At 35.8% G+C, this 22,849-nt stretch carries 25 protein-coding genes, 1 pseudogene and 1 riboswitch; of the genes and pseudogenes, 1 reads left to right on the top strand and 25 read right to left on the bottom strand.

Annotated features, from left to right (window positions below; all coding sequences use genetic code 11):
- Window positions 1–39: 39 nt before the first annotated feature.
- Window positions 40–870, top strand: a pseudogene (locus BW732_RS00495) (ISL3 family transposase); the annotation flags it as partial.
- A gap of 252 nt (window positions 871–1,122) precedes the next feature.
- Here the strand turns inward: BW732_RS00495 and BW732_RS00490 are convergent.
- The 25 genes from BW732_RS00490 to pflA form a co-directional block, all read right to left on the bottom strand.
- Window positions 1,123–1,668, bottom strand: coding sequence for a histidine phosphatase family protein (locus tag BW732_RS00490; RefSeq protein ID WP_077274952.1), 546 nt, complete (start codon window positions 1,666–1,668; stop codon window positions 1,123–1,125).
- Between the two features lie 225 nt (window positions 1,669–1,893).
- Entirely contained in the window at window positions 1,894–2,250 is a 357-nt protein-coding gene (locus BW732_RS00485) for a hypothetical protein (protein ID WP_077274951.1), read from the bottom strand.
- A 61-nt stretch (window positions 2,251–2,311) separates the two neighbouring features.
- Window positions 2,312–2,719 carry a GNAT family N-acetyltransferase gene (locus BW732_RS00480; protein ID WP_077274950.1) on the bottom strand — a complete coding sequence of 136 codons (408 nt, stop codon included), beginning with the start codon at window positions 2,717–2,719 and terminating at the stop codon, window positions 2,312–2,314.
- Window positions 2,720–2,803: 84 nt separating this feature from the next.
- A complete protein-coding gene (locus BW732_RS11455) occupies window positions 2,804–2,974 on the bottom strand; it encodes a hypothetical protein (protein WP_169834147.1) in 171 nt (56 codons plus the stop codon).
- A 155-nt stretch (window positions 2,975–3,129) separates the two neighbouring features.
- Entirely contained in the window at window positions 3,130–3,330 is a 201-nt protein-coding gene (locus BW732_RS00475; protein WP_077274949.1) for a hypothetical protein, read from the bottom strand.
- 123 nt (window positions 3,331–3,453) lie between these two features.
- Window positions 3,454–4,428, bottom strand: a complete 975-nt coding sequence (locus BW732_RS00470; protein WP_077274948.1) for a diaminopimelate dehydrogenase — start codon at window positions 4,426–4,428, stop codon at window positions 3,454–3,456.
- A gap of 167 nt (window positions 4,429–4,595) precedes the next feature.
- A complete protein-coding gene (pyrE, locus tag BW732_RS00465; RefSeq protein WP_077274947.1) occupies window positions 4,596–5,222 on the bottom strand; it encodes an orotate phosphoribosyltransferase in 627 nt (208 codons plus the stop codon).
- A 2-nt stretch (window positions 5,223–5,224) separates the two neighbouring features.
- The gene (gene pyrF, locus BW732_RS00460; RefSeq protein ID WP_077274946.1) at window positions 5,225–5,938 is read right to left on the bottom strand and encodes an orotidine-5'-phosphate decarboxylase; all 714 of its coding nucleotides are present in this window, start codon (window positions 5,936–5,938) and stop codon (window positions 5,225–5,227) included.
- Window positions 5,935–6,855, bottom strand: a complete 921-nt coding sequence (locus BW732_RS00455; protein ID WP_077274945.1) for a dihydroorotate dehydrogenase — start codon at window positions 6,853–6,855, stop codon at window positions 5,935–5,937. The genes pyrF and BW732_RS00455 overlap by 4 nt, the downstream gene beginning before the upstream one ends.
- Window positions 6,852–7,631 (bottom strand): dihydroorotate dehydrogenase electron transfer subunit, encoded by a 780-nt coding sequence (locus tag BW732_RS00450; protein ID WP_077274944.1) that lies wholly within the window; start codon window positions 7,629–7,631, stop codon window positions 6,852–6,854. Before BW732_RS00450 ends, BW732_RS00455 begins: the two co-directional genes overlap by 4 nt.
- A 24-nt stretch (window positions 7,632–7,655) precedes the next feature.
- Entirely contained in the window at window positions 7,656–10,835 is a 3,180-nt protein-coding gene (carB, locus tag BW732_RS00445) for a carbamoyl-phosphate synthase large subunit (RefSeq protein ID WP_077274943.1), read from the bottom strand.
- Window positions 10,813–11,910, bottom strand: coding sequence for a carbamoyl phosphate synthase small subunit (locus BW732_RS00440; RefSeq protein WP_077274942.1), 1,098 nt, complete (start codon window positions 11,908–11,910; stop codon window positions 10,813–10,815). The genes carB and BW732_RS00440 overlap by 23 nt, the downstream gene beginning before the upstream one ends.
- Entirely contained in the window at window positions 11,907–13,196 is a 1,290-nt protein-coding gene (locus tag BW732_RS00435) for a dihydroorotase (RefSeq protein ID WP_077274941.1), read from the bottom strand. The genes BW732_RS00440 and BW732_RS00435 overlap by 4 nt, the downstream gene beginning before the upstream one ends.
- A gap of 11 nt (window positions 13,197–13,207) precedes the next feature.
- On the bottom strand, window positions 13,208–14,134 hold the full coding sequence (locus BW732_RS00430) for an aspartate carbamoyltransferase catalytic subunit (protein ID WP_077274940.1): 927 nt from the start codon (window positions 14,132–14,134) through the stop codon (window positions 13,208–13,210).
- A gap of 29 nt (window positions 14,135–14,163) precedes the next feature.
- Window positions 14,164–15,459, bottom strand: coding sequence for a uracil permease (gene uraA, locus BW732_RS00425; RefSeq protein WP_077274939.1), 1,296 nt, complete (start codon window positions 15,457–15,459; stop codon window positions 14,164–14,166).
- A 141-nt stretch (window positions 15,460–15,600) separates the two neighbouring features.
- Complete coding sequence (gene pyrR, locus BW732_RS00420; protein WP_237301595.1) at window positions 15,601–16,140, bottom strand: bifunctional pyr operon transcriptional regulator/uracil phosphoribosyltransferase PyrR; 540 nt, start codon at window positions 16,138–16,140, stop codon at window positions 15,601–15,603.
- Window positions 16,141–16,347: 207 nt separating this feature from the next.
- The gene (locus BW732_RS00415) at window positions 16,348–17,259 is read right to left on the bottom strand and encodes an RluA family pseudouridine synthase (RefSeq protein WP_077274937.1); all 912 of its coding nucleotides are present in this window, start codon (window positions 17,257–17,259) and stop codon (window positions 16,348–16,350) included.
- A gap of 16 nt (window positions 17,260–17,275) precedes the next feature.
- The gene (locus BW732_RS00410; RefSeq protein WP_077274936.1) at window positions 17,276–17,653 is read right to left on the bottom strand and encodes an ABC transporter permease; all 378 of its coding nucleotides are present in this window, start codon (window positions 17,651–17,653) and stop codon (window positions 17,276–17,278) included.
- A gap of 23 nt (window positions 17,654–17,676) precedes the next feature.
- A complete protein-coding gene (locus BW732_RS00405; RefSeq protein WP_077274935.1) occupies window positions 17,677–18,018 on the bottom strand; it encodes a thioredoxin family protein in 342 nt (113 codons plus the stop codon).
- 67 nt (window positions 18,019–18,085) lie between these two features.
- Entirely contained in the window at window positions 18,086–19,054 is a 969-nt protein-coding gene (locus BW732_RS00400; protein WP_077274934.1) for a DUF1803 domain-containing protein, read from the bottom strand.
- 57 nt (window positions 19,055–19,111) lie between these two features.
- Window positions 19,112–20,038, bottom strand: a complete 927-nt coding sequence (locus tag BW732_RS00395; RefSeq protein WP_077274933.1) for a manganese-dependent inorganic pyrophosphatase — start codon at window positions 20,036–20,038, stop codon at window positions 19,112–19,114.
- 73 nt (window positions 20,039–20,111) lie between these two features.
- Window positions 20,112–20,426: a DMT family transporter gene (locus BW732_RS00390; RefSeq protein ID WP_077274932.1), complete on the bottom strand. Its 315-nt coding sequence runs from the start codon at window positions 20,424–20,426 to the stop codon at window positions 20,112–20,114.
- A gap of 1 nt (window position 20,427) precedes the next feature.
- Window positions 20,428–20,763 carry a DMT family transporter gene (locus tag BW732_RS00385; protein ID WP_077274931.1) on the bottom strand — a complete coding sequence of 112 codons (336 nt, stop codon included), beginning with the start codon at window positions 20,761–20,763 and terminating at the stop codon, window positions 20,428–20,430.
- A gap of 66 nt (window positions 20,764–20,829) precedes the next feature.
- Window positions 20,830–20,931: riboswitch (guanidine-I (ykkC/yxkD leader) on the bottom strand.
- Window positions 20,930–21,922 carry a choloylglycine hydrolase family protein gene (locus BW732_RS00380; RefSeq protein ID WP_161485486.1) on the bottom strand — a complete coding sequence of 331 codons (993 nt, stop codon included), beginning with the start codon at window positions 21,920–21,922 and terminating at the stop codon, window positions 20,930–20,932. (Overlaps the previous riboswitch by 2 nt.)
- Window positions 21,923–22,028: 106 nt before the next feature.
- Complete coding sequence (pflA, locus tag BW732_RS00375; RefSeq protein WP_077274929.1) at window positions 22,029–22,790, bottom strand: pyruvate formate-lyase-activating protein; 762 nt, start codon at window positions 22,788–22,790, stop codon at window positions 22,029–22,031.
- Between the last annotated feature and the right edge of the window lie 59 nt (window positions 22,791–22,849).

Genomic DNA, 22,849 nt, shown 5'->3' with positions numbered 1-22,849 from the left:
GATAACAGTACCAATGTTTTGACACCTTATAATATTTGTCAAAAAAAGTGTTGCCATTCCAAAGTTTTAATGGTAGATGAGTTTAGATCTCACGCTAGTTATGAAGATAAAATGAACTTCATATGTGCTGATGGGAAAACAGGTGAATTAGTGGACGTTTTACCTAGTAGGAAATTAGAGAAAATCATTCCTTACTTTAATCGCTCTTCATTGGAGGAACGGAGAAAAGTTAAATTTTTAGTAACAGATATGAATGCAGCTTACTTTCAATTGACTAAAACAGTCTTTCCTACTGCTAAGCTAGTCATTGATCGATTTCATATTGTAAAGCATTTGAACACTGCTTTTAATGATTTGAGAGTACGAGAAATGAAGACATTAGTTGCCAACAAGAAAAATTCAGAAGCCAATAAATTAAAATCAAACTGGAAATGTCTTCTGAAAAATCAAACAACTATTTCCATTTCAGAATTCAAAACCTGGAGAAGCTTTCCTTCTCCAAAGCATCCTCTTTTAACGGAATCTATGATGATTGATCGACTACTTTCATTCTCTTCTAATCTAAAAGAAGCTTATGATATCTTTCATTTACTAATGTATCACTTTAGAAACAAAGATGACCAGTCATTTTTCGAACTATTGAAAGATTTACCCGATAGCTTGGATAGACAATTTAGAAATAAAATAGACAATCTGATTTCCTACGAGGAAGGTATTCGAAATGCCCTAAAATATAATTTTTCCAATGGAAAAATCGAAGCTAAGAACACTCATATAAAAACTCTTAAAAGAGTTTCCTACGGGTTCAACTCCTTTACGAATATGCGCATAAGAATTTTCTTGATAAACGGCCTTATTAAAATTAAATAACTAAAAAAGATGATAAATCTGAGAATAATCTCAAATTTATCATCTCATATATCCGACTCATCAGTCCGATTTGACAAAGAGCCAAAAAAACAGGGACATATTCACTCCAAAAATGAATATGTCCCTGTTTTTAGTTAAAATGATACATAAAAAATGCCTGAGTTTTGAGTACGATTTTATCTAAGAGCTTTTCAGCTTAATATAAGCATTAAATTATATGAATAATGACGTTAAAAAACTAGAAGGCCTATACTACAGCTCAATTTTTACAAATGTTCCAGTACCAATAGGAAATATCATTTTTTTATTTGAATAAATCAAATCATTAAAAATGTGCAGTATTATATTTATGACTCCACCATGTGTCACAATTAAAATATTTTTCTTATTTTGAGGAATTATTTCAGTACTCCAAAAATTATCAATTCGGTTATAAAATTCTTTCGGACTCTCTCCTAATGGATATTTTTCATCAAATTCTAAAGAACTATAATACAATCCCGGATACTTTTTCTCAGCAACTTCGTGTTTCATTCCAGATAGAAGTCCATTATTAATTTCTCGTAGTTGATCTGTATATATTACATTATTTTTGGTTCTTAACTTTCTTTGAATAATATTAGTTGTCTCGATAGCTCTATTTAGAGTACTCGAATAAATTTTATCAAAAGTAATTGCTAATAATTTGTTTCCTAAATTTTCACTTTGTTCTATACCTTCTTTAATCAATCCATGATTACACCAGCCACCTCTAACATGCTCATCATCTTGCCCATGTCTAACTAAGTAAATACTCATGTTTCTATCTCCTCTTTTATAAAATTTTATTTAACTCAGTACAAGCCATATTATATCAGCTATGACGAATTTTAGATAAGAACATAGATTAATCTCGATAGTTCATGTTACGTAGTAAATTAAATAACTACATATGATGTTACGCTTTCAAAAGCCCAAAGAAATTTTTTTCAATAAGTGAATTGAAATTTTTAAGAGAAAAATCGTCATCATCACTAATTTTATCTAGAATACTTTCTTTGCTTGTAATATAAAAATAGAACTTTTTTCACACTCAAAACTAAGGCAGTATTCATTAAATGGTGTTAATTTTTCAATATAAAAATTATTAATCTCTTTCAATGGAATATGCCTATTTTTATCCTTCAATTCTCCCCAATAATTATGAAGTATTAATTCCTTTTCAGTAAAAATTAAGAGATATGGTTTTCTGCTAAAATAAGACCATATGTATGTACCACTACCTCTTAATTGTAAAGAAGGTCTCCAACTTTTTTCAGCTACAAAATAATTAGATTTTGGCATATCTCCATTACTTCTTATGAATTTTTCAATTTCTAAGGGTGATTCTAATTCAGTCATAATTAAATCTCCTTTTAAATACCTAACTAAAAGATACACGCGTTATTTTAAGCTACATTCACTAAAATTCTTTATAAAAAGCAACAGCCTGACCTTTATCACAAGAAGAAAAGCCAAATTTTTCATAAAAATGTCTAACATTAAGTGCATCCTCAGTTAGTAAAACTTTCTGTCTCACCGATGGGTAGTTGGCTAGTATTCTAATCATTAAGTTGGTCCCGATATGTTTGTTTTGGTAATTGGGATGAACAAGAATATCTTGAATATATACAATAGTGTATCCATCACCGACAACTCTAATTAAACCAACTAATTTATCCTCATGCCAAGCACTTATAACTGACAATGAACAACTCACCGCTTGCTCTAAGTTATCCATATCGTTTGTATAAGCTAACCAGCCAACACTAGTGTAAATTTGATTTAAATCTTTTCGTGTAATTTGCTTATCTTCTTTATAATGTATCATATTTTTATCCTCCTAGTTATTTCATTAATTAAGAGACTGTTTTCAATTAGCAAAATAGGCCTTATCATGTCTAAACCAATTAGATTAGTTTTTTAAATGATACGTAATATTCTTGATTTTTTCATTAATTTCTTCTTCTGAATACAAATTCATCAGTCTGATTAATTCACATTCAATATTAAATCTAAAAGATTTCTGAGAATTCAAATTCATTAAAGCTAATTCAAGATACTTTAACAGTGTCTCTCTTTCCATACCGATACCTCCGTCTAAATTAACTAAACAATTAAAATGATATCAATAATTAACTAACAAATTATTGATATCATTTTTATTAATATTTTTTCAAAAATGATTCCCTTATAATAAAAACCCTCAGAAAATTCTGAGAGCTTTTAGTTTTATCGAACCTAATAGGATTCTGTCATTATTTGCTCTGAACAAGCTAAACAAATAATTGGAGCATTTTGATATTCTAGTGCTTTAATTGATTTATCTTGAAAAGCATTCACATTGGGAGGAAATTGCCACTTTGTCCAACACTTTTCAGCTGTACCGATGGCCTTTTTACAACGGTCACATTTAAATTGTTTCTCGTTTGTATCATACATAACCAAGCACTCCTTTTTCTGGTAGTTAATTGTTATCTATAAATAAGATTATAACGCAAATCAACTGAAGACAGAAGGATTTCATGATTAATAGATAAAATCAACCAGATATTTGGCTAACTATTATAATAGACGTTGACGTAATTCGTCAGCAGAGAATGGTGAGATATAGCTTGGTGCAATATCAAAAATCGTGTAGGCTCCAAAGCGTTCTTCTTTAGCTAGTCTTGCTGCTGCACGAGCATAGGCAACAAGTGTACTAGCAGTAAATTCAGGGTTACTATCTAGTGCAAGAGAAAAATCATAAACCTCTTTGTTTTCAGCTGATGTTTGACCTACACGTAAAACTTTCCCACCATGTGGCATCTTTTGTTTATGATTCTTTTCTAATTCTTCTTGTGAGATGACATGAATCGTTGTATCATACTCGTCAAAGTAATTAGGCATTGTTACAATTTGCTCCCGAATACGTGTTTCATCTGCACCTTCTTCAAGCACAATGTAACACTCACGTGTATGTTTATCACGCGTAGTTAGGTCCAATGACTCCCCTGTCTTTAGGCGTTCAATAATGGCATCATTAGGAATGGTATATTGAATGGCATCTTGCACGCCATCTAATCGACGTAGAGCATCACTATGCCCTTGACTGACACCTTTTCCCCAAAATGTTAGTGTTTCACCATCTGGTAAAATACTCTCCGCATATAAGCGATTAACACTAAATAAACCTGGGTCCCAACCGATGGAAATGATCGACACCGTTTCTTTCTGTTTAGCCACTTTATTCACTCGATCAAAATGTGTAGGAATATTTGCATGTGTGTCAAAGCTATCAATTGTATTAAATTGCTCTGTTAACTCAGGTGTCTGTTTAGGTAAGTCAGTTGCTGAACCACCACATAAAATACATACATCAATGTCATCTTTCATTATGAAAAGGTCATCCATTGAATATACTTTAGCAGTTTCAGCTGTTACCGTCTCTGGTTGACGTCTTGTAAAAATACCGACTAATGTCATGTCATTGTTTTTCTTAATTGCCTTTTCCACTCCACGTCCCAAGTTTCCATAGCCAATAATTGCAATATTAATCATTCAATCTCATCCCTTTTCATCTTATAATGTTTGTACAAGTTACTTCTTGTTAAAAACAATACAACAAAAAAATGAGAATGTCTATAAGAAATTCTCATTTTAAATTAATTTTTTTATTTATTAGTAATTAGGTTCCTCTTTTGAACCTCAATCTGTATGTAAACTGACTAGACAGATTGATGCCACTCTTCAGGTGCTTCTTTCCACTCTTGTAACAAGGTCAATTCTTCTGAGTTAATGTACTTTTTATCCAATGCTACTTCTAATAATTCCGTATAATTCGTTAACGTATAAAATGGTAAGCCACTTTTTTCAAAATTAGCAAGTCCTTTAGGTAATTGGTAACTGAAAATAGCAGCCACACCTAATACTTCTGCCCCCTCTTTTTGTGCTGCTTCTGCAGCTTCGATCACACTACCACCTGTTGAAATTAAATCTTCAATAATGACCATTTTCTGTTTTGGTGTAATTCGTCCTTCAATTTGGTTCTGTTTCCCATGATCTTTCGCTTTGCCACGAATATAAACCATTGGTAAATTCAATTCTTCAGCTACCCAAGCTGCATGAGGAATACCTGCGGTTGCTGTTCCAGCAATTACTTCGACATCTGGATACATTTGAAGAATCGTCTTTGCTAATGCTTTAGCAATTTCTTGACGAACATAAGGATAACTCATTGTAATACGATTATCACAGTAAATCGGGCTTTTAATACCACTTACCCATGTATAAGGATTTTTTGGACTCAATGTAACAGCTTCAATAGCTAGTAATTCTTTAGCAATATGTTTCATAGTTAATTTACTCCATTCCAGTCATTTTTGATGGCCACATAGGCTTCGTAAGGGTTAGCTGATTGCGTAATTGGGCGTCCTACAACAATATAAGTCGCTCCATTTTCTTTTGCTTGTTGGGGTGTAACCACACGTTTTTGGTCACCTATATTGGTATTGCTTGGGCGAATACCTGGAGTTAAACAAATAAAATTCTGATTAGTCTGCTCCTTAATCGCTCGAGATTCTAAAGCAGAACAAACGACCCCCGCCAAACCAGCTTCTTGAGTCATTTTCGCATAATGTAGCACACTTTCTTCCAGAGAACACGTCATTAATTGATCATGTTGCATTTGTTCTTCACTAGTTGAGGTTAATTGTGTTACGGCAATTAATTTTGGTATCGTTCTATTTTCTTTGGTACCTTCCTGCAAACCAAGTAACGCTTGGGACATCATTTCTTTACCACCTGCCGCATGAACATTTGTCAACTGAATATCAAGCCCAGCCAAGTTGCGCATTGCTGAACGGACCGTGTTTGGGATATCATGCAGTTTTAAATCAAGAAAAACATCATGACCTAATGAACGTAACCATCTGACAATCTCTGGCCCTTCTTGGTAAAAAATCTCCATTCCCACTTTGACAAATAATGCTTCATCGGTTGGAAACAACTGTAAAAATTGCTGGATAGTCTGTTTATTTGGGAAATCTAACGCAATAATCGGTCGATTCATCTTCTACTCTCCTTCACTTCTTGAATTAATTGTTCTAATGTTTCAATCCCTAATTCATCCATTCGCTTTGGTAATCCTTGGATTAATTTTGGACAGATATATGGATCAGTAAAGTTCATCGTCCCTACTGCAACTGCACTCGCTCCCGCTAAATACATTTCAATAACGTCATCAACCGTCGCTACACCTCCCATTCCAATAATCGGAATGGTTACGGCATGTGATACTTGATGAATCATACGAATGGCGACAGGTTTAATCCCAGGACCAGACAGGCCTCCAGTGCCATTTGCTAAGACCGGTTGACGAGTTTTTAAATCAAGTCGCATACCTAGTAGAGTGTTAATCATTGTAATGCCATCCGCACCAGCAGCCTCTACTGCCTGAGCAATAGGAACAATATTGGTAACATTGGGAGATAATTTAATATAGACTGGAACACTAGCAACTTTTTTCACCGCACGAGTTAATTGTGCCGCAATTTCTGCACTGGTACCAAAGGCGATTCCACCTTCTTTAACATTCGGGCAAGAGATATTTAGTTCAATTGCTTTGACATTCGGAGCCTCTCCAATACGCTCGCAAACTTTGACATAATCTTCTTCTGTTGACCCTGCAACATTTGCAATGATTGGCACGTCATAAGATTCGAGTGCCGGTAATTTTTCAGCCATGACCACTTCTAAGCCAGGGTTTTGCAGACCAATCGCATTTAGCATGCCACTAGGGGTTTCAGCTACACGAGGGGTTGGATTCCCATAGCGCATCTCATACGTTGTTGCTTTTACCATAATGGCTCCTAACTGGCTTAAGTCATAATATTTGGCATACTCTTCGCCAAAACCAAAACAGCCGCTAGCTGGAATAATTGGATTTTTCAACTCTAGTCCAGGTAAAGATACTGCTAATCGGCTCATATTATCACGTCTCCCGTTTTAAATACTGGACCTTCGTCACACACTTTTTTATTTTTAGTTGGATCTTTTTTTGATTGACACACACAAGCGTAACATGCCCCAACACCACATGCCATACGTTCTTCTAAGGAAACATACGTATGCGGATGGGTATCAAAAACCGTTTCAACACTGCGTAATAAAGGGGTTGGGCCACATGCATAGACTGCTTTAGGACTCTCATAAACTTGTTTAGCTTGATGAATCAAATGTCCAACATGCCCTTTTTGACCATATGATCCATCATCCGTCGCCATCATAACAACGCCTAGTTTAGAAAATTCTTTTTCATAAAAAATAGCTGATTTTGTTCCAAATCCTAACAAAAATACACAGTTAGCTTGTTTTTCAGCCAGCTCTTTACCAAGTTGATATAGCGGGGGAACACCGATACCACCACCGATAATAAATACTCTGTCCCCAGGTGCTACCATTGAAGTATCAAAGCCAACTCCTAAAGGGCCAATGACATCGATGGTCTCATTTGTCATTACTTGACGCAAGACTTGCGTGCCGTCTCCATCTGCTCGGTAAATCAGCTTACAAGTCTTATCTGCTTGATTAATCTCCGCCAAACTAATTGGTCGTCGTAAGAGTAAATCAGAGCGTGGGACTCTCAGATGAAGAAATTGACCTGGTTGCTCCATCTCGTGAACTAAGTCCCCAGCTAATGTTAATTCATAAATATTTCGAGCAATTTCGACTTGTTTTTTTACTAGCATATTCTCTTGTAGCATGCCTAATTCTCCCCTTAACAATTATTATAGTGTGACGACTGAAAAGCTTCTTGCTTCTAAAACTTTTAAAATTGCATCTGCAGTATCTAATGATGTCATCAAAGGCACACTAGCCTCAACTGCTTGACGACGAATTTTAAAACCATCACTTGCAGTCGTTGAGTCTTTTCCAGTGGTATTAATTACTAGTTGACAACGACCAGACCGAATAACTGTTAAAATATTATTTTCGTCATCTGTATCAAGTTTACCAACAATATCAACTTCTAGCCCGTGACTCATTAAGTAATTGCCCGTACCTTCTGTCGCCAACAAACCGTACCCAATTGCATGAAAACGTTTAGCCAATTGTAAGGCTTCTTCTTTTGCATCATCGGCAACCGTTAGTAGAACAGAACCAAAGTCAGGCAAATGCATGCCACTCGCTTCAAAAGCCTTATAAAGAGCTTTTTCTAATGTACTATCAGAGCCCATCACTTCACCAGTCGATTTCATCTCTGGTCCTAAGTTAGTATCAACTTGATGTAATTTAGCAAAAGAGAAGACTGGTGCCTTAACGTGAATTTGTTTCGCTTCTGGATAAAGTCCTGGTTCATAACCTAGTTCACCTAACGTTTTACCTAGAATCAGCTGTGTCGCAACTTGGGCCATTGGAATACCTGTGACCTTACTTAAAAACGGTACCGTTCTGCTAGCACGTGGGTTGACTTCAATAACATAAACGTCATCTTCGTGAATAATAAACTGAATATTCATCATTCCTTTACATCGTAGGCCAACAGCCAAGCGTTTCGTGTAATCGACAATTTTTTCCGTAATTGCTTCAGATAAATTTTGTGGAGGATACACTGCCATCGAGTCACCTGAATGGACACCTGCGCGCTCAATATGTTCCATAATACCTGGAATTAAGACATTCTGACCATCACTAATCGCATCAACTTCACATTCGACCCCCATCAAGTAACGATCAATTAAGACTGGATGCTCCGGAGAGGCTTTAACGGCTTCCTCCATGTAGCGTTCCAAATCTTTGGTTGACCATACAATTTCCATCGCACGTCCCCCTAGGACATAGCTTGGGCGAACGAGTACAGGGTATCCTAAATCTTCAGCAATACGCACTGCATCGATTTTATTCGTAGCCGTACTACCTTTTGGTTGAGGGACATTTAATTCCGTTAATGCGCGTTCAAATTTATCACGATTTTCTGCACGATCTAAGTCTTCAATACTTGTACCGATAATTGTGACACCATTTTTCGTCAGACCTTCAGCCAAATTAATTGCTGTTTGCCCACCAAATTGAACGATTACCCCAATCGGTTGTTCTAAATTGATTACATTCATCACATCTTCTAGTGTTAATGGTTCAAAATAAAGTTTATCCGAGATGGAAAAATCTGTGGAAACTGTCTCTGGATTACTGTTCATAATAATAGCCTCATAGCCAGCTTCTTGAATAGCTTTAACTGAATGAACTGTCGCATAATCAAACTCAACCCCTTGACCGATTCGGATTGGTCCGGAGCCCAGTACAAGTACTGATGGTTTGGTAGTCACTAGACTTTCATTCTCGTAATCATAACTACTATAAAAATAAGGTGTCTTAGAGTCAAACTCAGCCGCGCACGTATCCACCATTTTATAAACAGGTAGTACGTTAGCATCTTTACGTAATTGGGTAACGACTGGCTCATGGGTCTCCCAGAGTTTCGCAATATACTTATCAGTAAAACCATATTTCTTTGCCTTCTTTAAACTGGCTAAATCTTGTGGGTTGGTTTTTAGCTCTTGTTCTATTTCGATAATATGCAATAACTTATCTAAGAAAAATAAATCAATTTTAGTCAACTGGGCAATATCTTCAATTGTGAATCCACGACGCAAGGCTTCTGAAACATAAAACAACCGATCATCTTGGGCATAAACAATACCATGCGTTAGAGTGTCATCGCTCAGCGATTTTAATTCATCTATCTCAATGTGACAAGTACCAATTTCTAGTGAACGAACAGCTTTTAATAGCGACTCTTCTAACGTTCGACCAAGAGCCATAACTTCACCCGTTGCTTTCATTTGGGTACTCAGTAAACGGTCACCTTTTTCAAATTTATCAAAAGCCCAACGTGGTATTTTAGATACAATATAATCGAGTGTTGGTTCGAACATAGCGTAAGTTGTTTCCGTCACCGGATTTTTCATTTCATCGAGTGTTAAACCAATCGCAATTTTAGCCGCAATTTTAGCAATCGGAAACCCCGTTGCTTTACTCGCTAAAGCAGATGAACGTGACACGCGAGGATTTACCTCGATAATATAATAATTAAAACTGTCTGGATCTAAAGCTAGTTGGACATTACAGCCTCCTTCAATTTTTAGCGCTCTGATAATTTTAAGTGAGGCATCTCTCAATAATTGAATTTCAACATCTGATAATGTTTGACAGGGTGCAAAAACAATTGAATCACCTGTATGAATTCCAACTGGATCAAAATTTTCCATATGGCAGACAACAATCGCATTATCGGCTGAGTCACGCATGACTTCAAACTCAATTTCTTTATAGCCCGCAATACTTTTTTCAATTAGACATTGATTAGCTGGAGACAATGCTAAGCCATTCGTTGTGATTGCAATAAGTTCCGTTGCATCTGCACACATACCGCCACCAGTTCCGCCTAATGTAAAAGCTGGACGAACGATTAGCGGGTAGCCAATTTTTTCGCCAAATGCTAGTGCTTCAGTGACAGAATGAACAATCACGCTATCAGGAATCGGTTCATTTAATTCTTCCATCAACTGCTTAAATAAATCACGGTCTTCCGCTTGGTCAATTGCTGTTAATTTAGTACCAAGTAGTTCAATATTTAATTCATCTAACAAGCCACTAGCAGATAAGGTCATGGCCATATTAAGACCCGTTTGGCCTCCAAGAGTTGGTAAAATAGCATCAGGACGCTCTTTACGTAAAATTTTCGAGACAAATTCAATGGTTATTGGCTCGATATAAACTTTATCTGCAATCCCCTTATCTGTCATAATTGTTGCTGGGTTAGAATTTATCAAGATAACCTCATATCCTTCTTCCTTCAAAGCTAAACATGCTTGTGTTCCCGCATAGTCAAATTCAGCAGCCTGACCGATGATAATTGGTCCAGAGCCAATCACTAAAATCTTCTTAATATCTGTTCTTTTTGGCATCTTGATTCCCCCAATTATCCATTAATTCAATAAATTCATCAAAAATTGCTAGTGCATCATGTGGTCCAGGGGCAGCATCTGGATGAAACTGGACTGAGAAGACAGGGTATTTTTTATGCTTAACACCCTCAACTGTGCCATCATTAATTTCAATATGTGTTAGCATTAAATCTGTCTCTTCTAGACTTTCTTCAGATACTGCATAACCATGATTTTGAGCAGTAAAGAAAATTTGACCAGTCGCTACCTCACGGACTGGGTGATTACTACCACGATGCCCAAAGGTTAATTTGTATGTATCTGCACCATTAGCTAGACTTAATAACTGATGGCCTAAACAAATACCAAAAATTGGTACTTTAGTCTGTAAACTTTTGATTGTCTCTAAAACCTGAGGAATATCTTTAGGATCACCAGGACCGTTGGATAACATAATACCATCAGGGACTAAGGTTAAAATATCCTCAACAGAATAATTATAAGGTACTACTGTAATGTTACACTGGCGATTAATTAACTCTCTTAAAATGCTCTGTTTCATTCCAAAATCAATCACTACTACTTTTTTCCCTTTACCAGGAATTGTATAAGCTTTTGTCGTTGAAACTTGTTGAACTTGCGTCTTAGCCAATACAGTGGCTTTCAATTGATCATACTCATGAGCTAAATCAGGCACAACATCAATAATACTTCCTTTTAGCGTACCAGCTTCACGAATTTTTTTTGTTAACGCACGCGTGTCAATTCCTGAAATCCCTGGAACGCCTTTCTGCTTTAAAAATTGATCAAGTGTCATTTGACTACGCCAATTGGATGCTAAGCGGGCAACCTCACGAACAATCACACCAGTACACGCTGGTAACATAGCTTCAAAATCATCTCGATTGATACCATAATTACCAATCAATGGATAAGTAAACATAATTAATTGGCCTTTAAAACTAGGATCTGTTAATACTTCTTGGTAACCACTCATACCGGTAGTAAAGACGACTTCACCTGTTGCAACACCTGGTGCACCAAAACCTTCACCTTCAAAACAGGTACCATCTTCTAAAATTAATAAACGTTTCATTCTGACTTTCCACCTTTTTCCCAGACTAGATGACCATTAACAAAAGTATAAAGCGTCTCACCATATACCTTCTCACCAATGAATGGCGTATTATTTGATTTTGACACAAAGTCTTCACTAATGATATTTTCTGTTTCTAAGTCAAAAATCACAAGATCTGCAGCTGAACCAATATCTAATGTGCCAACAGGTAAATTAAATAGTCGAGCTGGAGCATCAGTCAACCAATAAACAACATCTGTTAATGAAAAGATACCTGGTTTAACAAAATGTGTGTACATTAGCTGAAAAGCTGTTTCACTACCGATAATTCCAAACGGTGCATCAAGCATGCTTTGATTTTTTTCATCATGGCTATGCGGTGCATGATCTGTTGCAATACAATCTATGGTGCCATCTAAAAGCCCAGCGATAAGTGCTTGTTGATCTTCTATCGCTCTTAATGGTGGGTTCATTTTAAAGTGACCATGATCACACGTTATATCTTGTTCAGACATAATCAGGTGATGTGGACAGACCTCGCACGTGACATTAATGCCTTGACGTTTGGCTTGTCGAATCACTTCCACACTCTCTTTAGTGGATACATGACACACATGATAGTGGACACCTGTTTCTTTTGCTAATAGGACATCTCTGGCAATTTGTGAGGACTCAGTGGCACTCATTATACCTGGTAACCCTAAAGATTCTGCAACTTTTCCTTTATGCATAACCCCACCAAACAATAGTGACTCGTCTTCAGTATGTGCGACAATCGCCATACCTAGCTCAGCAGCAGCTTTCATTGCTAGATACATTGTACCAGCTGTCTGAACACCGACACCGTCATTAGTAAAAGCAAAAGCACCCGCATTTTTTAGTCCCTTAAAGTCAACTAGTTCTTCACTTTTCAACCCATTCGTAATCGATGCGTATTGCAAGATGTTCACTATAGAATCTTTTTCAATTAATTGATTAACATAGTTAAAATTCTCAACTGAATCAGGTACAGGATTTAAATTAGGCATGGCACAAACAGTTGTAAAGCCACCTTTAGCTGCTGATAAACTTCCAGTAGCAATTGTTTCTTTATATTCAAAACCAGGCTCTCTAAAGTGAACATGGACATCAACTAAACCAGGTGTAATTAAACCTTGATTAGCATCAATAACTTTATTCGCTGACACTTGCTCAGGTGTAAAATTTCCAATCCCTTTAATTTTTCCATCTGCAAGCCACAGATCAACTTGTTTTAATTCGTTACGATTATTTATAATACGACCATTCTTAATTAATGTAGTCATTTTCATGTCACCTAAGCCTTTCCATCTAAAATTGCTTCTAAAATTGCCATTCGCATAAATACGCCATTCGTCATTTGTTGTGTAATTCTTGATTGATAGGATTCAACCAGTTCATCGGCTAACTCGACATCACGGTTGACTGGTGCCGGATGCATAATAATCGCATGCTCTAACATTTTTTTAGCACGCTCATTAGTTAGTCCGTATTCTCGATGATAGGTTTCTTTTGAGAATCCTTCATCTGAATCATGTCTTTCGTGTTGAACACGTAGCATCATCATCACATCAACTTTACCCACCAACTCATCAATCGTTGCATACGTCCCATATGCTTCATATTTCTTGTTATACCACTCGCTAGGTCCACAAAAGAACAAATTAGCACCCAAACGTTTTAACATCTTCATATTTGAGTTGGCCACGCGTGAATGTGATAAATCACCACAAATTGCGATATTTAACTGGTCAAAATAACCAAACTCTTCATAGATAGTCAATAAATCAAGTAAACACTGTGTAGGATGATTACCGCTACCATCACCACCATTGATAATAGATGTCGTGATGGTTTTACTTTGAATTAAATCATTGTAATAATTTTCTTGAGAATGTCGAATCACGCAAGCTTGTACACCAATTGCTGACATCGTTAAGACGGTATCATACAGTGATTCACCTTTAGATACAGAGCTTGTTTTAGCATCAAATTCAATGACATCTAGATTTAATTTCTTTTCTGCTACTTCAAAACTTTTATGCGTTCTCGTACTGTTTTCAAAAAATAAATTAGCGACAAAAAATTGTTCATTCGGCAAGTTGGAACGAGCGCCTTTCTTGAATTCCTGAGCTCGTTTAATTAATCCCATCACTTCTTGATCACTTAATGACTCCGCTGTAAGAAGATGTTTTAAACTAATTTGTTCTGATGTTCGAATCACTGGCTTTGCCCCCTATTTATAATCTGTACTTATTCCTCTTCACTTTTTGCTACTTGTGGTAAAACTAAATTCATAATAATTCCAAAAACGGTTGCTAATGCCATACCTGAGACTGCAACTGGTCCAGCTTTAAAGGTTAATCCACCAATCCCGACAACTAAAATCACAGACGCGATTAGTAGATTACGCTTAGCATTAAAATCAACTTTATTATCGATTAAAATTTTCAATCCGCTTGATGCAATCACACCGAACAAGATAAAACTGATACCTGCAATGACTGGACCAGGAATACTTTGAATTAGTGCACTTAATTTTCCAACAAAGCCTAATACCATTGCTAAAACAGCCGCTCCACCGATAACGAATACGCTATGTACTCGTGTAATAGCTAAAACCCCGATATTTTCACCATAACTAGTTACTGGAGGTCCACCAACTAGACCAGCGACGATTTGAGCTAAGCCGTCTCCCATTAAGGTTTTGTGTAAACCAGGCTCTTTATAAAAATTACGTTTCGTTAATTTATTCAAAACCATCAAGTGGCCAATATGTTCTGTCATCGTCACAAAGGCAATTGGAGCCATCGTTAAGACGGCGGTCAAATAAAATTTGGGTGTATACGTTACAAATGGTGCTTGAAAGTTTGGTATAGCAAACCAAGCAGCTTCAGCAATAGGTTGTGTGTCGACAATGCCGAATAATAACGCGACAATATAGCCACAGACAATACCTAGTAATATTGGAATTAATCCTAGAAAACCTTTTAAGTACATATTAAAAATGACAGTCAAGACTAAAGTAATAATAGCCACAGCAATGTATTTAACATTATATAATTGTGAGCCATCTGGTAGATTTTGATACATTGCTTGACTAGCGGCATTAGCAGCTAAACCTAAACCGATAACCATAACTACCGGCCCCACAACGATTGCTGGTAAAATTTTATCTAACCAAGCAGATCCAACTTTTTTAACAATCATTGAAACAACTAAGTAAACTAAACCCGTTGTCAAAGCTCCTAGAGCAATAGCAGGGTATCCATCTGTCTCCATCAGCATCTGCATTGCCGCAATAAAAGCAAAACTACTGCCTAGATAAGCAGGAATTTTACCTTTTGTAACTATTAAGTAAACAATAGTTCCCAAACCTGAACTGAATAGTGCAATACCCGGATTAATACCGACTAAAATTGGGACCAAAACAGTTGCTCCAAACATGGTGAATAAATGCTGTAAACTTAGACCTAACCATTTAACTCCTGAGGGTCTTTCATGAATATCAATCACAGCGTCCTCATTACGAAATACATCTTTTTTCATTTTCTTTTCCCCTTTATACAAAAAAATCCTCGTTTCGATTATCGAAACGAGGTATACAACAAGTTAGAGGCCACAACATATGTGTCCTTTTGATTTGCCGCTTTTCCAAGTCTCTCTGTACTCGATTAAAAAGCTATTCTTTTAGTCTTCAGATTTAATCGAAATGCTATCCTGTCCATCCACTTCTTGAACTTGTACAATGACTTGCTCTTTTTTAGACGTTGGAATATTTTTTCCGACATAATCTGCGCGGATGGGTAACTCTCGGTGACCACGATCCACTAAAACCGCTAATGAAATTTTATTAGGACGGCCTAAATCCATTAAGGCATCTAAAGCAGCCCGAATCGTCCGACCAGTATAAATCACGTCATCAACCAAAATGACTTCCTTGTCCTCCAATGAAAAGGGAACATTTGATGCATGAACCGTTGCATCATTATGGTTGGTCTGATGGTTATCATCACGATACAAAGTAATATCAAGTTCACCAACTGGTACTTGATGCCCTTCTAACTGCTCTAAGCGTTCCGCAATACGTTGGGCTAAATAGATACCCCGTGTTTTAATACCAACTAATACGATGTTATCAATTGATTTGTTGCGTTCAATGATTTCATAGGTAATTCGTGTAATCGCACGTTTCATGGTTGTTGTATCCACAACTTCTTTTTGTTTCACGGTTTTTTCCTCCTGGTTTACGCTTATTTTCCAATAAAAAAACTCCTACCCAGTCAAGGATAGGAGGAAATGTTCTCATAAAGATTATTAATGACCCAATCATGCACTCAGCAGTAAGTTCATTAACACATTCACCTTCTTAGCCTCTCTGGACTATTCTTAAAGGAATCGTATTTAATTATTAAAGTAATTTTACCTTATTTTGCTTTAAAAATCAATCTTTTTTCTTAAATTAGTTAGTGTTTCTTTAAAAATTTCAGGCTCTTCCACTGAAAAAAGCATATCTTCATGTGTTGTTGGGTGCTCGAACCCGATTGTTTTCGCATGTAGAAATTGTCCATTGCCTGATAATGTCTTCCGTGGTCCATATAAAGGATCGCCAGCAATTGGATAATCAATGTATTTCAAATGGACACGAATTTGATGCGTTCTTCCTGTTTCTAATTCACATTCGATTAATGTGAATTCATCAAATCGTTCTAAAACTTGAAAATGTGTAACAGCTGGCTTTCCTTCACTAACTACTGCCTGCTTTTGACGATTATCTTTACTACGACCAATAGGTGCATTGATTGTCCCTTTATCATGGGGAATCACACCATGAACTAAGGCAATATATTTTCTTAATGGTTTTTTTTCTTTTAATTGCTCAGTTAAAAACTCATGCGCATGATTGTTTTTAGCGACCATCAGTAAGCCGGATGTATCTTTATCAATCCGATGTACAATCCCTGGGCGAATCACATCATTAATTGCTGACAAATGATCAGCATGAAAAAGCAAAGCATTGACTAATGTATTATCCGGATGTCCAGCTGACGGATGAACAACCATACCTTGTGGTTTGTTCACAACAATGACATCATCATCCTCAAATAAAATATCCAGAGGAATATCTTGTGGTACCATATCCAATATTTCCGGTTCAGGAATTGTCACACGGATTATTTCACCCGGTTTTACTTTATGGTTAGCTTTAATACTACTCCCATCAACCTCGACTAATTGATTTTTTAACCATGATTGAATTTGTGAACGCGAAAAATCTTTAAATGAATCGGCAAGTACTTTGTCAATTCGACCTGATTCGTCCGTAATCGTTAACTTAAGTTGGTTCATGCATGTCCTCCTAGATTTACTTATCTTCTGTATTTTGGGTTGAGTCGGGCTTTTTATCGCTAAAGACAGCAACAATTTTACCATCTTCTTGTTTCGCTGCATATTCGAGAAATAGCTTTTTGTCAGGATACTTATCTAATGTATAGCTATCATCGTCACCTTCTGCATCGTTTAATGCATCCCATGAATCAAACACATCATTAAATTTGAATTTTTTTTCATACTCTTGTGCTTGTTTAGAATACTCAGCTAAATCAGCTGATTGAATTTCTTGCGTTCCCGTATCTGTTGCTACTTTATCAGGTGCTTTTGGTTTAGCTTGTTGCTGATAATAAAAATAACCACCAAAACCAACAATTAGTAACATCACAATAAACATAATCATGCGTTTCATATTTATTTACACGTCCTTCTTTTTTATTCTAATACACCAGTTGCACCTTCAACAATTTTTTGAACACTCTTTTCTAAATCATCTAAAGGAATAATTCGAGCTTTACGCATATACTCTGATCCCCGGTAAAATAATAAAATTACCGGAATAGTCATGATTTGGTATTCACCAGCCACCTCAGGAATATCTAATACATTAACTTCTAAAAATTTAATTTTTTCTGTATATTTTACCAAACGTTTTTCAACCTGAGGCTTCAAGCCATGACACACACTACATGATGGTTGGCTAAAATAAATCATAACCAATTCCTCTTGTCTAATTAACTCTTTCAAATTTGTTAACTCTGTTACTTTTTGAAACATATCTTGTTCTCCCCTTCTAAAACTATTGTAGTTATAGTTTATAGTAAAAATAAGAGGTTACCAATATTTATGCCTTTACTAATATAGGCAGTGAAGTAACAGGTGATATAAGCCAACTTCTTTGGATTAACCAATCCAATAAGCAACTACTAATAATAAAAGCTTTCTCATCAATCATCTGTGGCATAATCACATCATCTAATGCATTTTTGACCTCAGTTGGTAACACAAATTTGGCGGTATCTTCAATGAATAAAAATTGAGGCTGATAGTGACCATCAGAGAGAGATAAGTAATCAAAATCAATCAAGGTTTCCATCAGCACATCACGCTGACTTGAAGTTTTTGTTCTGCCTTTTAAGATACGTTTAAGTTTTCGTTCAACATGATGAAAAAAGAAATGAGGATTTACATCGCCAATCTTCCGATACGTATCTAATAATGAATTTGGAAATTCGGTATCATTTAGTGTTAAAAATTTAAAATAATCATACAAATTATACTGGTTAGAAGCTTCTTGGTAGTATGGAGTATAAAAAATCCAATTAAAGAGCTCTTCTTCTAAACACTGACGTTTAATCGGATATAAACGCCAACGGTCAATAATTAAATTGTCTTCATAAAAAGACGATTGTTGTACTTGCAAGAATGTCATGAACACAGATTCTAAAATCGCTGAATGCTGTTGAGATACCGGGATATCAATAGACAGATGATTCAACCAATTATTAATCAACTCATTATATTCTTCAAACACTTGTTCAACCTGAATAACTTGTTGCTCAATATCTTTTGTAGAATAATACGCAATGCCTAAGCGATATGTTCCTTGATGACGCTCAATCAAGCCAGATTCTATTAGCGGCTCAATGAATGTCTCAACAGCCACTAACTCTGGAAATTCTCGTTTAATATCACGGAGAGTTATCAAGCTATCACGGTGATTGGCTAAATAAGTAATAATTGCAAGAAAGAACGGATTTTGCTCATAAGTTAACAATTTAGTCTTACTTAAATTAGTTTGAAATTTTAACATATTATCCTCTACTTTCTAATAAAAAACTTCCAAGAGCGAGCCCTTGGAAGTCAATAGTTAATTGAATACAGTCGTTAGAGGCGGTACAACTTGTTTTTTGCGTGACACAACACCTTTTAAAATAGCAGTATGATTATCTAATTTAACATTAAAGGCTTCTTCAACTTTATTGTAAGAGTCACCTACAACTAAAACGACAGAATCACTTGCTAAAATATCTGTGATAACTAAGATGAATAAGTCGTAATTATTGTCAGCCATTTCTTTTTTCATCGCTGCTTCTACTTCCACTTGACGTGATAATACATCCATGACATCAACAGTATTCACTTGACCTATACGAATATTTTGGTCACCCATTGGGAAACTTTTTGCATCAGAATTAATTAATTCAACAGCTGTTTTATCTGCTAGATTAGTTCCAGCTTTTAACATTGCTAAACCATATACTTCTAAATCAACCTCAGCAATCATGGCTAATTCTTTCGCTGCTTTGATATCTTCTTCAGTACAAGTTGGTGACTTAAATAATAAAGAATCTGAAATAATTGCAGATAGCATCAAGCCAGCAATCTGTTTAGGAATTGCTATTCCATTTTCTTTAAATAATTTCAAGATGATAGTGTTGGTACAACCTACCGGCTCAGCTCGGTAATATAAAGGGTTAGCTGTTTCAAAGTTAGCAATTCGGTGATGGTCGACAACCGCTAAAATATCAACCTCTTTAATATCTGACACACTTTGTTGCGCTTCATTGTGGTCAACTAACATAACTTGGTTAGTTTCATTAGCAACCGTTTCAATAATTCTAGGTGCCTCTGTATTGAAATATTCTAAAGCGTAAGCTGTTTCCTCATTTACTGATCCTAAAGCTACCGCCTCTGCATTGATACCTAATTCTTTTTGTAGGTAAGCAAACGAAATGGCAGACGTGATTGCATCTGTATCGGGATTTTGATGTCCAAATACTAAAACTTTTGACATAATCTATTTCCTCCAATATTAAGTAATTCCTAAAGCGTATTATAACATACAACTACAAGGGAGTAATAGTTCTTCACGAAATTATTTTTAAGCCAATCGCTGAAACTAAAATCAAACCAATAAAAAATAAACGTTTCGCATTTTTAGGTTCACCATATAGTATAATACCTAAAATCGCACCACCAGAGGCTCCAATTCCTGTCCAAACAGCGTATGCTGTACTCATTGGTAAAGTATTCATTGAGTAATTCAAACAAATAAAACTAAGTAAAAAAAAGCCAACTAAAGGAACCATCTTAATTAACTTACGTTGTTTTAAATACGCATTAATAGCATTTACACCTAACATCTCAAAAATCCCTGCAAAAATTAAACTAACCCAGACCATTTTAATTCATCTCCTTTGTTTTTTCTTTTGTTGACGCTTTTAAACCAATGACTCCACTAATTAATAATAAAATAAAAAATAATTTAGTCATCGTAACTGTTTCGTTAAAAAGAATTGCACCAACTGCTGTCGTCCCGACTGTTCCAAGACCAACAAAGACCGCATAAACTGTTCCAACTGGAATTTTTTCACCGGCTTTAATCATTAAATAGAAACTCAAAAAAATGGCAATTAGCGTCCCTATCCATTCAATTAAGGAATTGGCATGTTTCAAGCCAATCACCCAACTCACCTCAAATATAGATGCAATTAAAACTTGTACCCATGGATTCTTCATTATTTTTTCCCCTATCTTTAAGTTAATAAATTAAAAAAAGCCTAGGAAATGTAAGATTTCTCATACATCTCCCAGGCTTTTATCCTTCCGTGTCATAGTCGTAACTATGGTTTTCTCTCGGACCAGACTAAAGATATTAATCTTTACGGAACCCTAGAAAACAAATTTATTTAATTAAATTACTGATGATAACAGATTTATCAATATCAAATACTTTTAATTTATCTGTCGTTAGTAAATCTTTTAAATTAATGCTATCAATAGAATTGGTTCCATATGCTTGATAGTAATAAGTTAAATCATTGTTGCTCATAATTGCCTTATACTGACTATAATCATACAGTCCTTGCTCATTGACAACAGAGCCTTTTGGTAGCGTAACACTATCTAACAAATGAATGATTTGATAAATCATCGCTGGACCTGATTCAGGCCAAGTCATTGTATGGCGTAAATAAGTTGATCGTATAAAACGTTCAGATGACGTATACCCGCCTGGAAGGCCAAACGTACCAGAACTTAGTCCTGTTGGTTTTAAACTTACGGGACCAATAGTTACTTCTGCTAATGAATGATTTTGAATCGCTAAATAATGACGAGCATTCTTTAAGTGCCACTCAAGTTCAGGGCTATTTGTCATAATACTGAGGACATTAGGTTTAACTAACAACTCACCACCTGACTGATTTGACTCTAATACAATTGATTCCCCAGTCACATCAGAAACGACAAAATGTAGCGGAACCGTTGCTTGTATTAGGGGCACTGGAATATCAATAAGATGGATGTTCTCTACAATTTTTTTCAACTCCTCAATCGTCGCTACATGACCTAAGACCCATGTAATCAATTCATGAGGACCCAAATTAATTTTCGTGTCAGCCTTCTCTGCATGATAGGTTGCTTCACCCGTGAAATATAATTCTGCCATTGATAAGCCTTTTTCATTAACGCCATCAGCTAATAAGTGCGTTTCAGCAATCTTGCTACCAGTCCCAACAAAAGCATAGCGGTTTTGATAGTTGTTCTCACTCTCTGATACCCACGAAAATTGACGAGGGACAAAAACCGGTCTTGACTCTAAAGGAACAGCAAAATCCATAGTCCGAGCCAAATAATATTTCTGATCAGATGATGTGGTAAAAATACTTGTACACATAGTGTAAAACACTCTCCTCAATAAAGTACTCATTTAATAAGTCTAGTGTACAATACTTTACTCTTAATAACCACTAATAATCATCCCTTTTAAAAACAAATTCTATTTAACGAGTTAAATAACCTTGATATTCATCAACATGTAATAATTTTTTCGCATTTTCAACTCTTTCATCACTTGGTGTGGGAATACCTTTTAAGGGATATTCTAAGCCCATATCTTCCCATTTAAACACGCCCATTGTATGATATGGCAACACTTCGACTTTGTCAACATTATTTAAAGTTTTAATAAATTCATCTAAGCGAATTAGATACTCATCATAATCCGTTCTTTCAGGAACTAATACATGACGAATCCAAACTGGTTGATTGGTTTCGGACAAGTAATGAGCCATTTCAAGAATACTATCATTCGGATTCATCGTTAAAATTTTATGACCTTCATTATCTATATGCTTTAAATCGAATAATAGCAAATCAGTATATTTCATTAATTCTTTAAACTCACTAAAGAATGGTTCATCATATGTAAATGGTCGACCGCATGTGTCAATCGTTGTATGAATCCCTAAAGCTTTAGCCTTTTTAAATAATTCCGTGATAAATTTTGGTTGTAGTAACGGTTCACCACCACTGACGGTAATTCCACCATCTTTTCCCCAATAACTTTTAAATTTAAGTGCTTCGGCTAAAATCTCATCAGGTGCAACTTCTTTCCCACCACCAATTTTCCATGTATCCGGATTATGGCAAAATTGGCAACGCATTTTACACCCTTGCATAAAGACGATAAAGCGAACACCTGGTCCATCTACTGTCCCAAAATTTTCTGTGGAATGAATTCTACCTGTTACTTGTTCAGTCATAATTATCACTTTCCTTATCTAAAAAAAGATGACTAACCTTAGCCAGCCATCTCTTACTT

It is taken from the genome of Vagococcus penaei, assembly GCF_001998885.1.
Classification (GTDB): domain Bacteria; phylum Bacillota; class Bacilli; order Lactobacillales; family Vagococcaceae; genus Vagococcus; species Vagococcus penaei.
The sequence above is the reverse complement of the archived record's forward strand: the minus strand, read 5'-3'. Positions and strand labels throughout refer to the sequence as shown.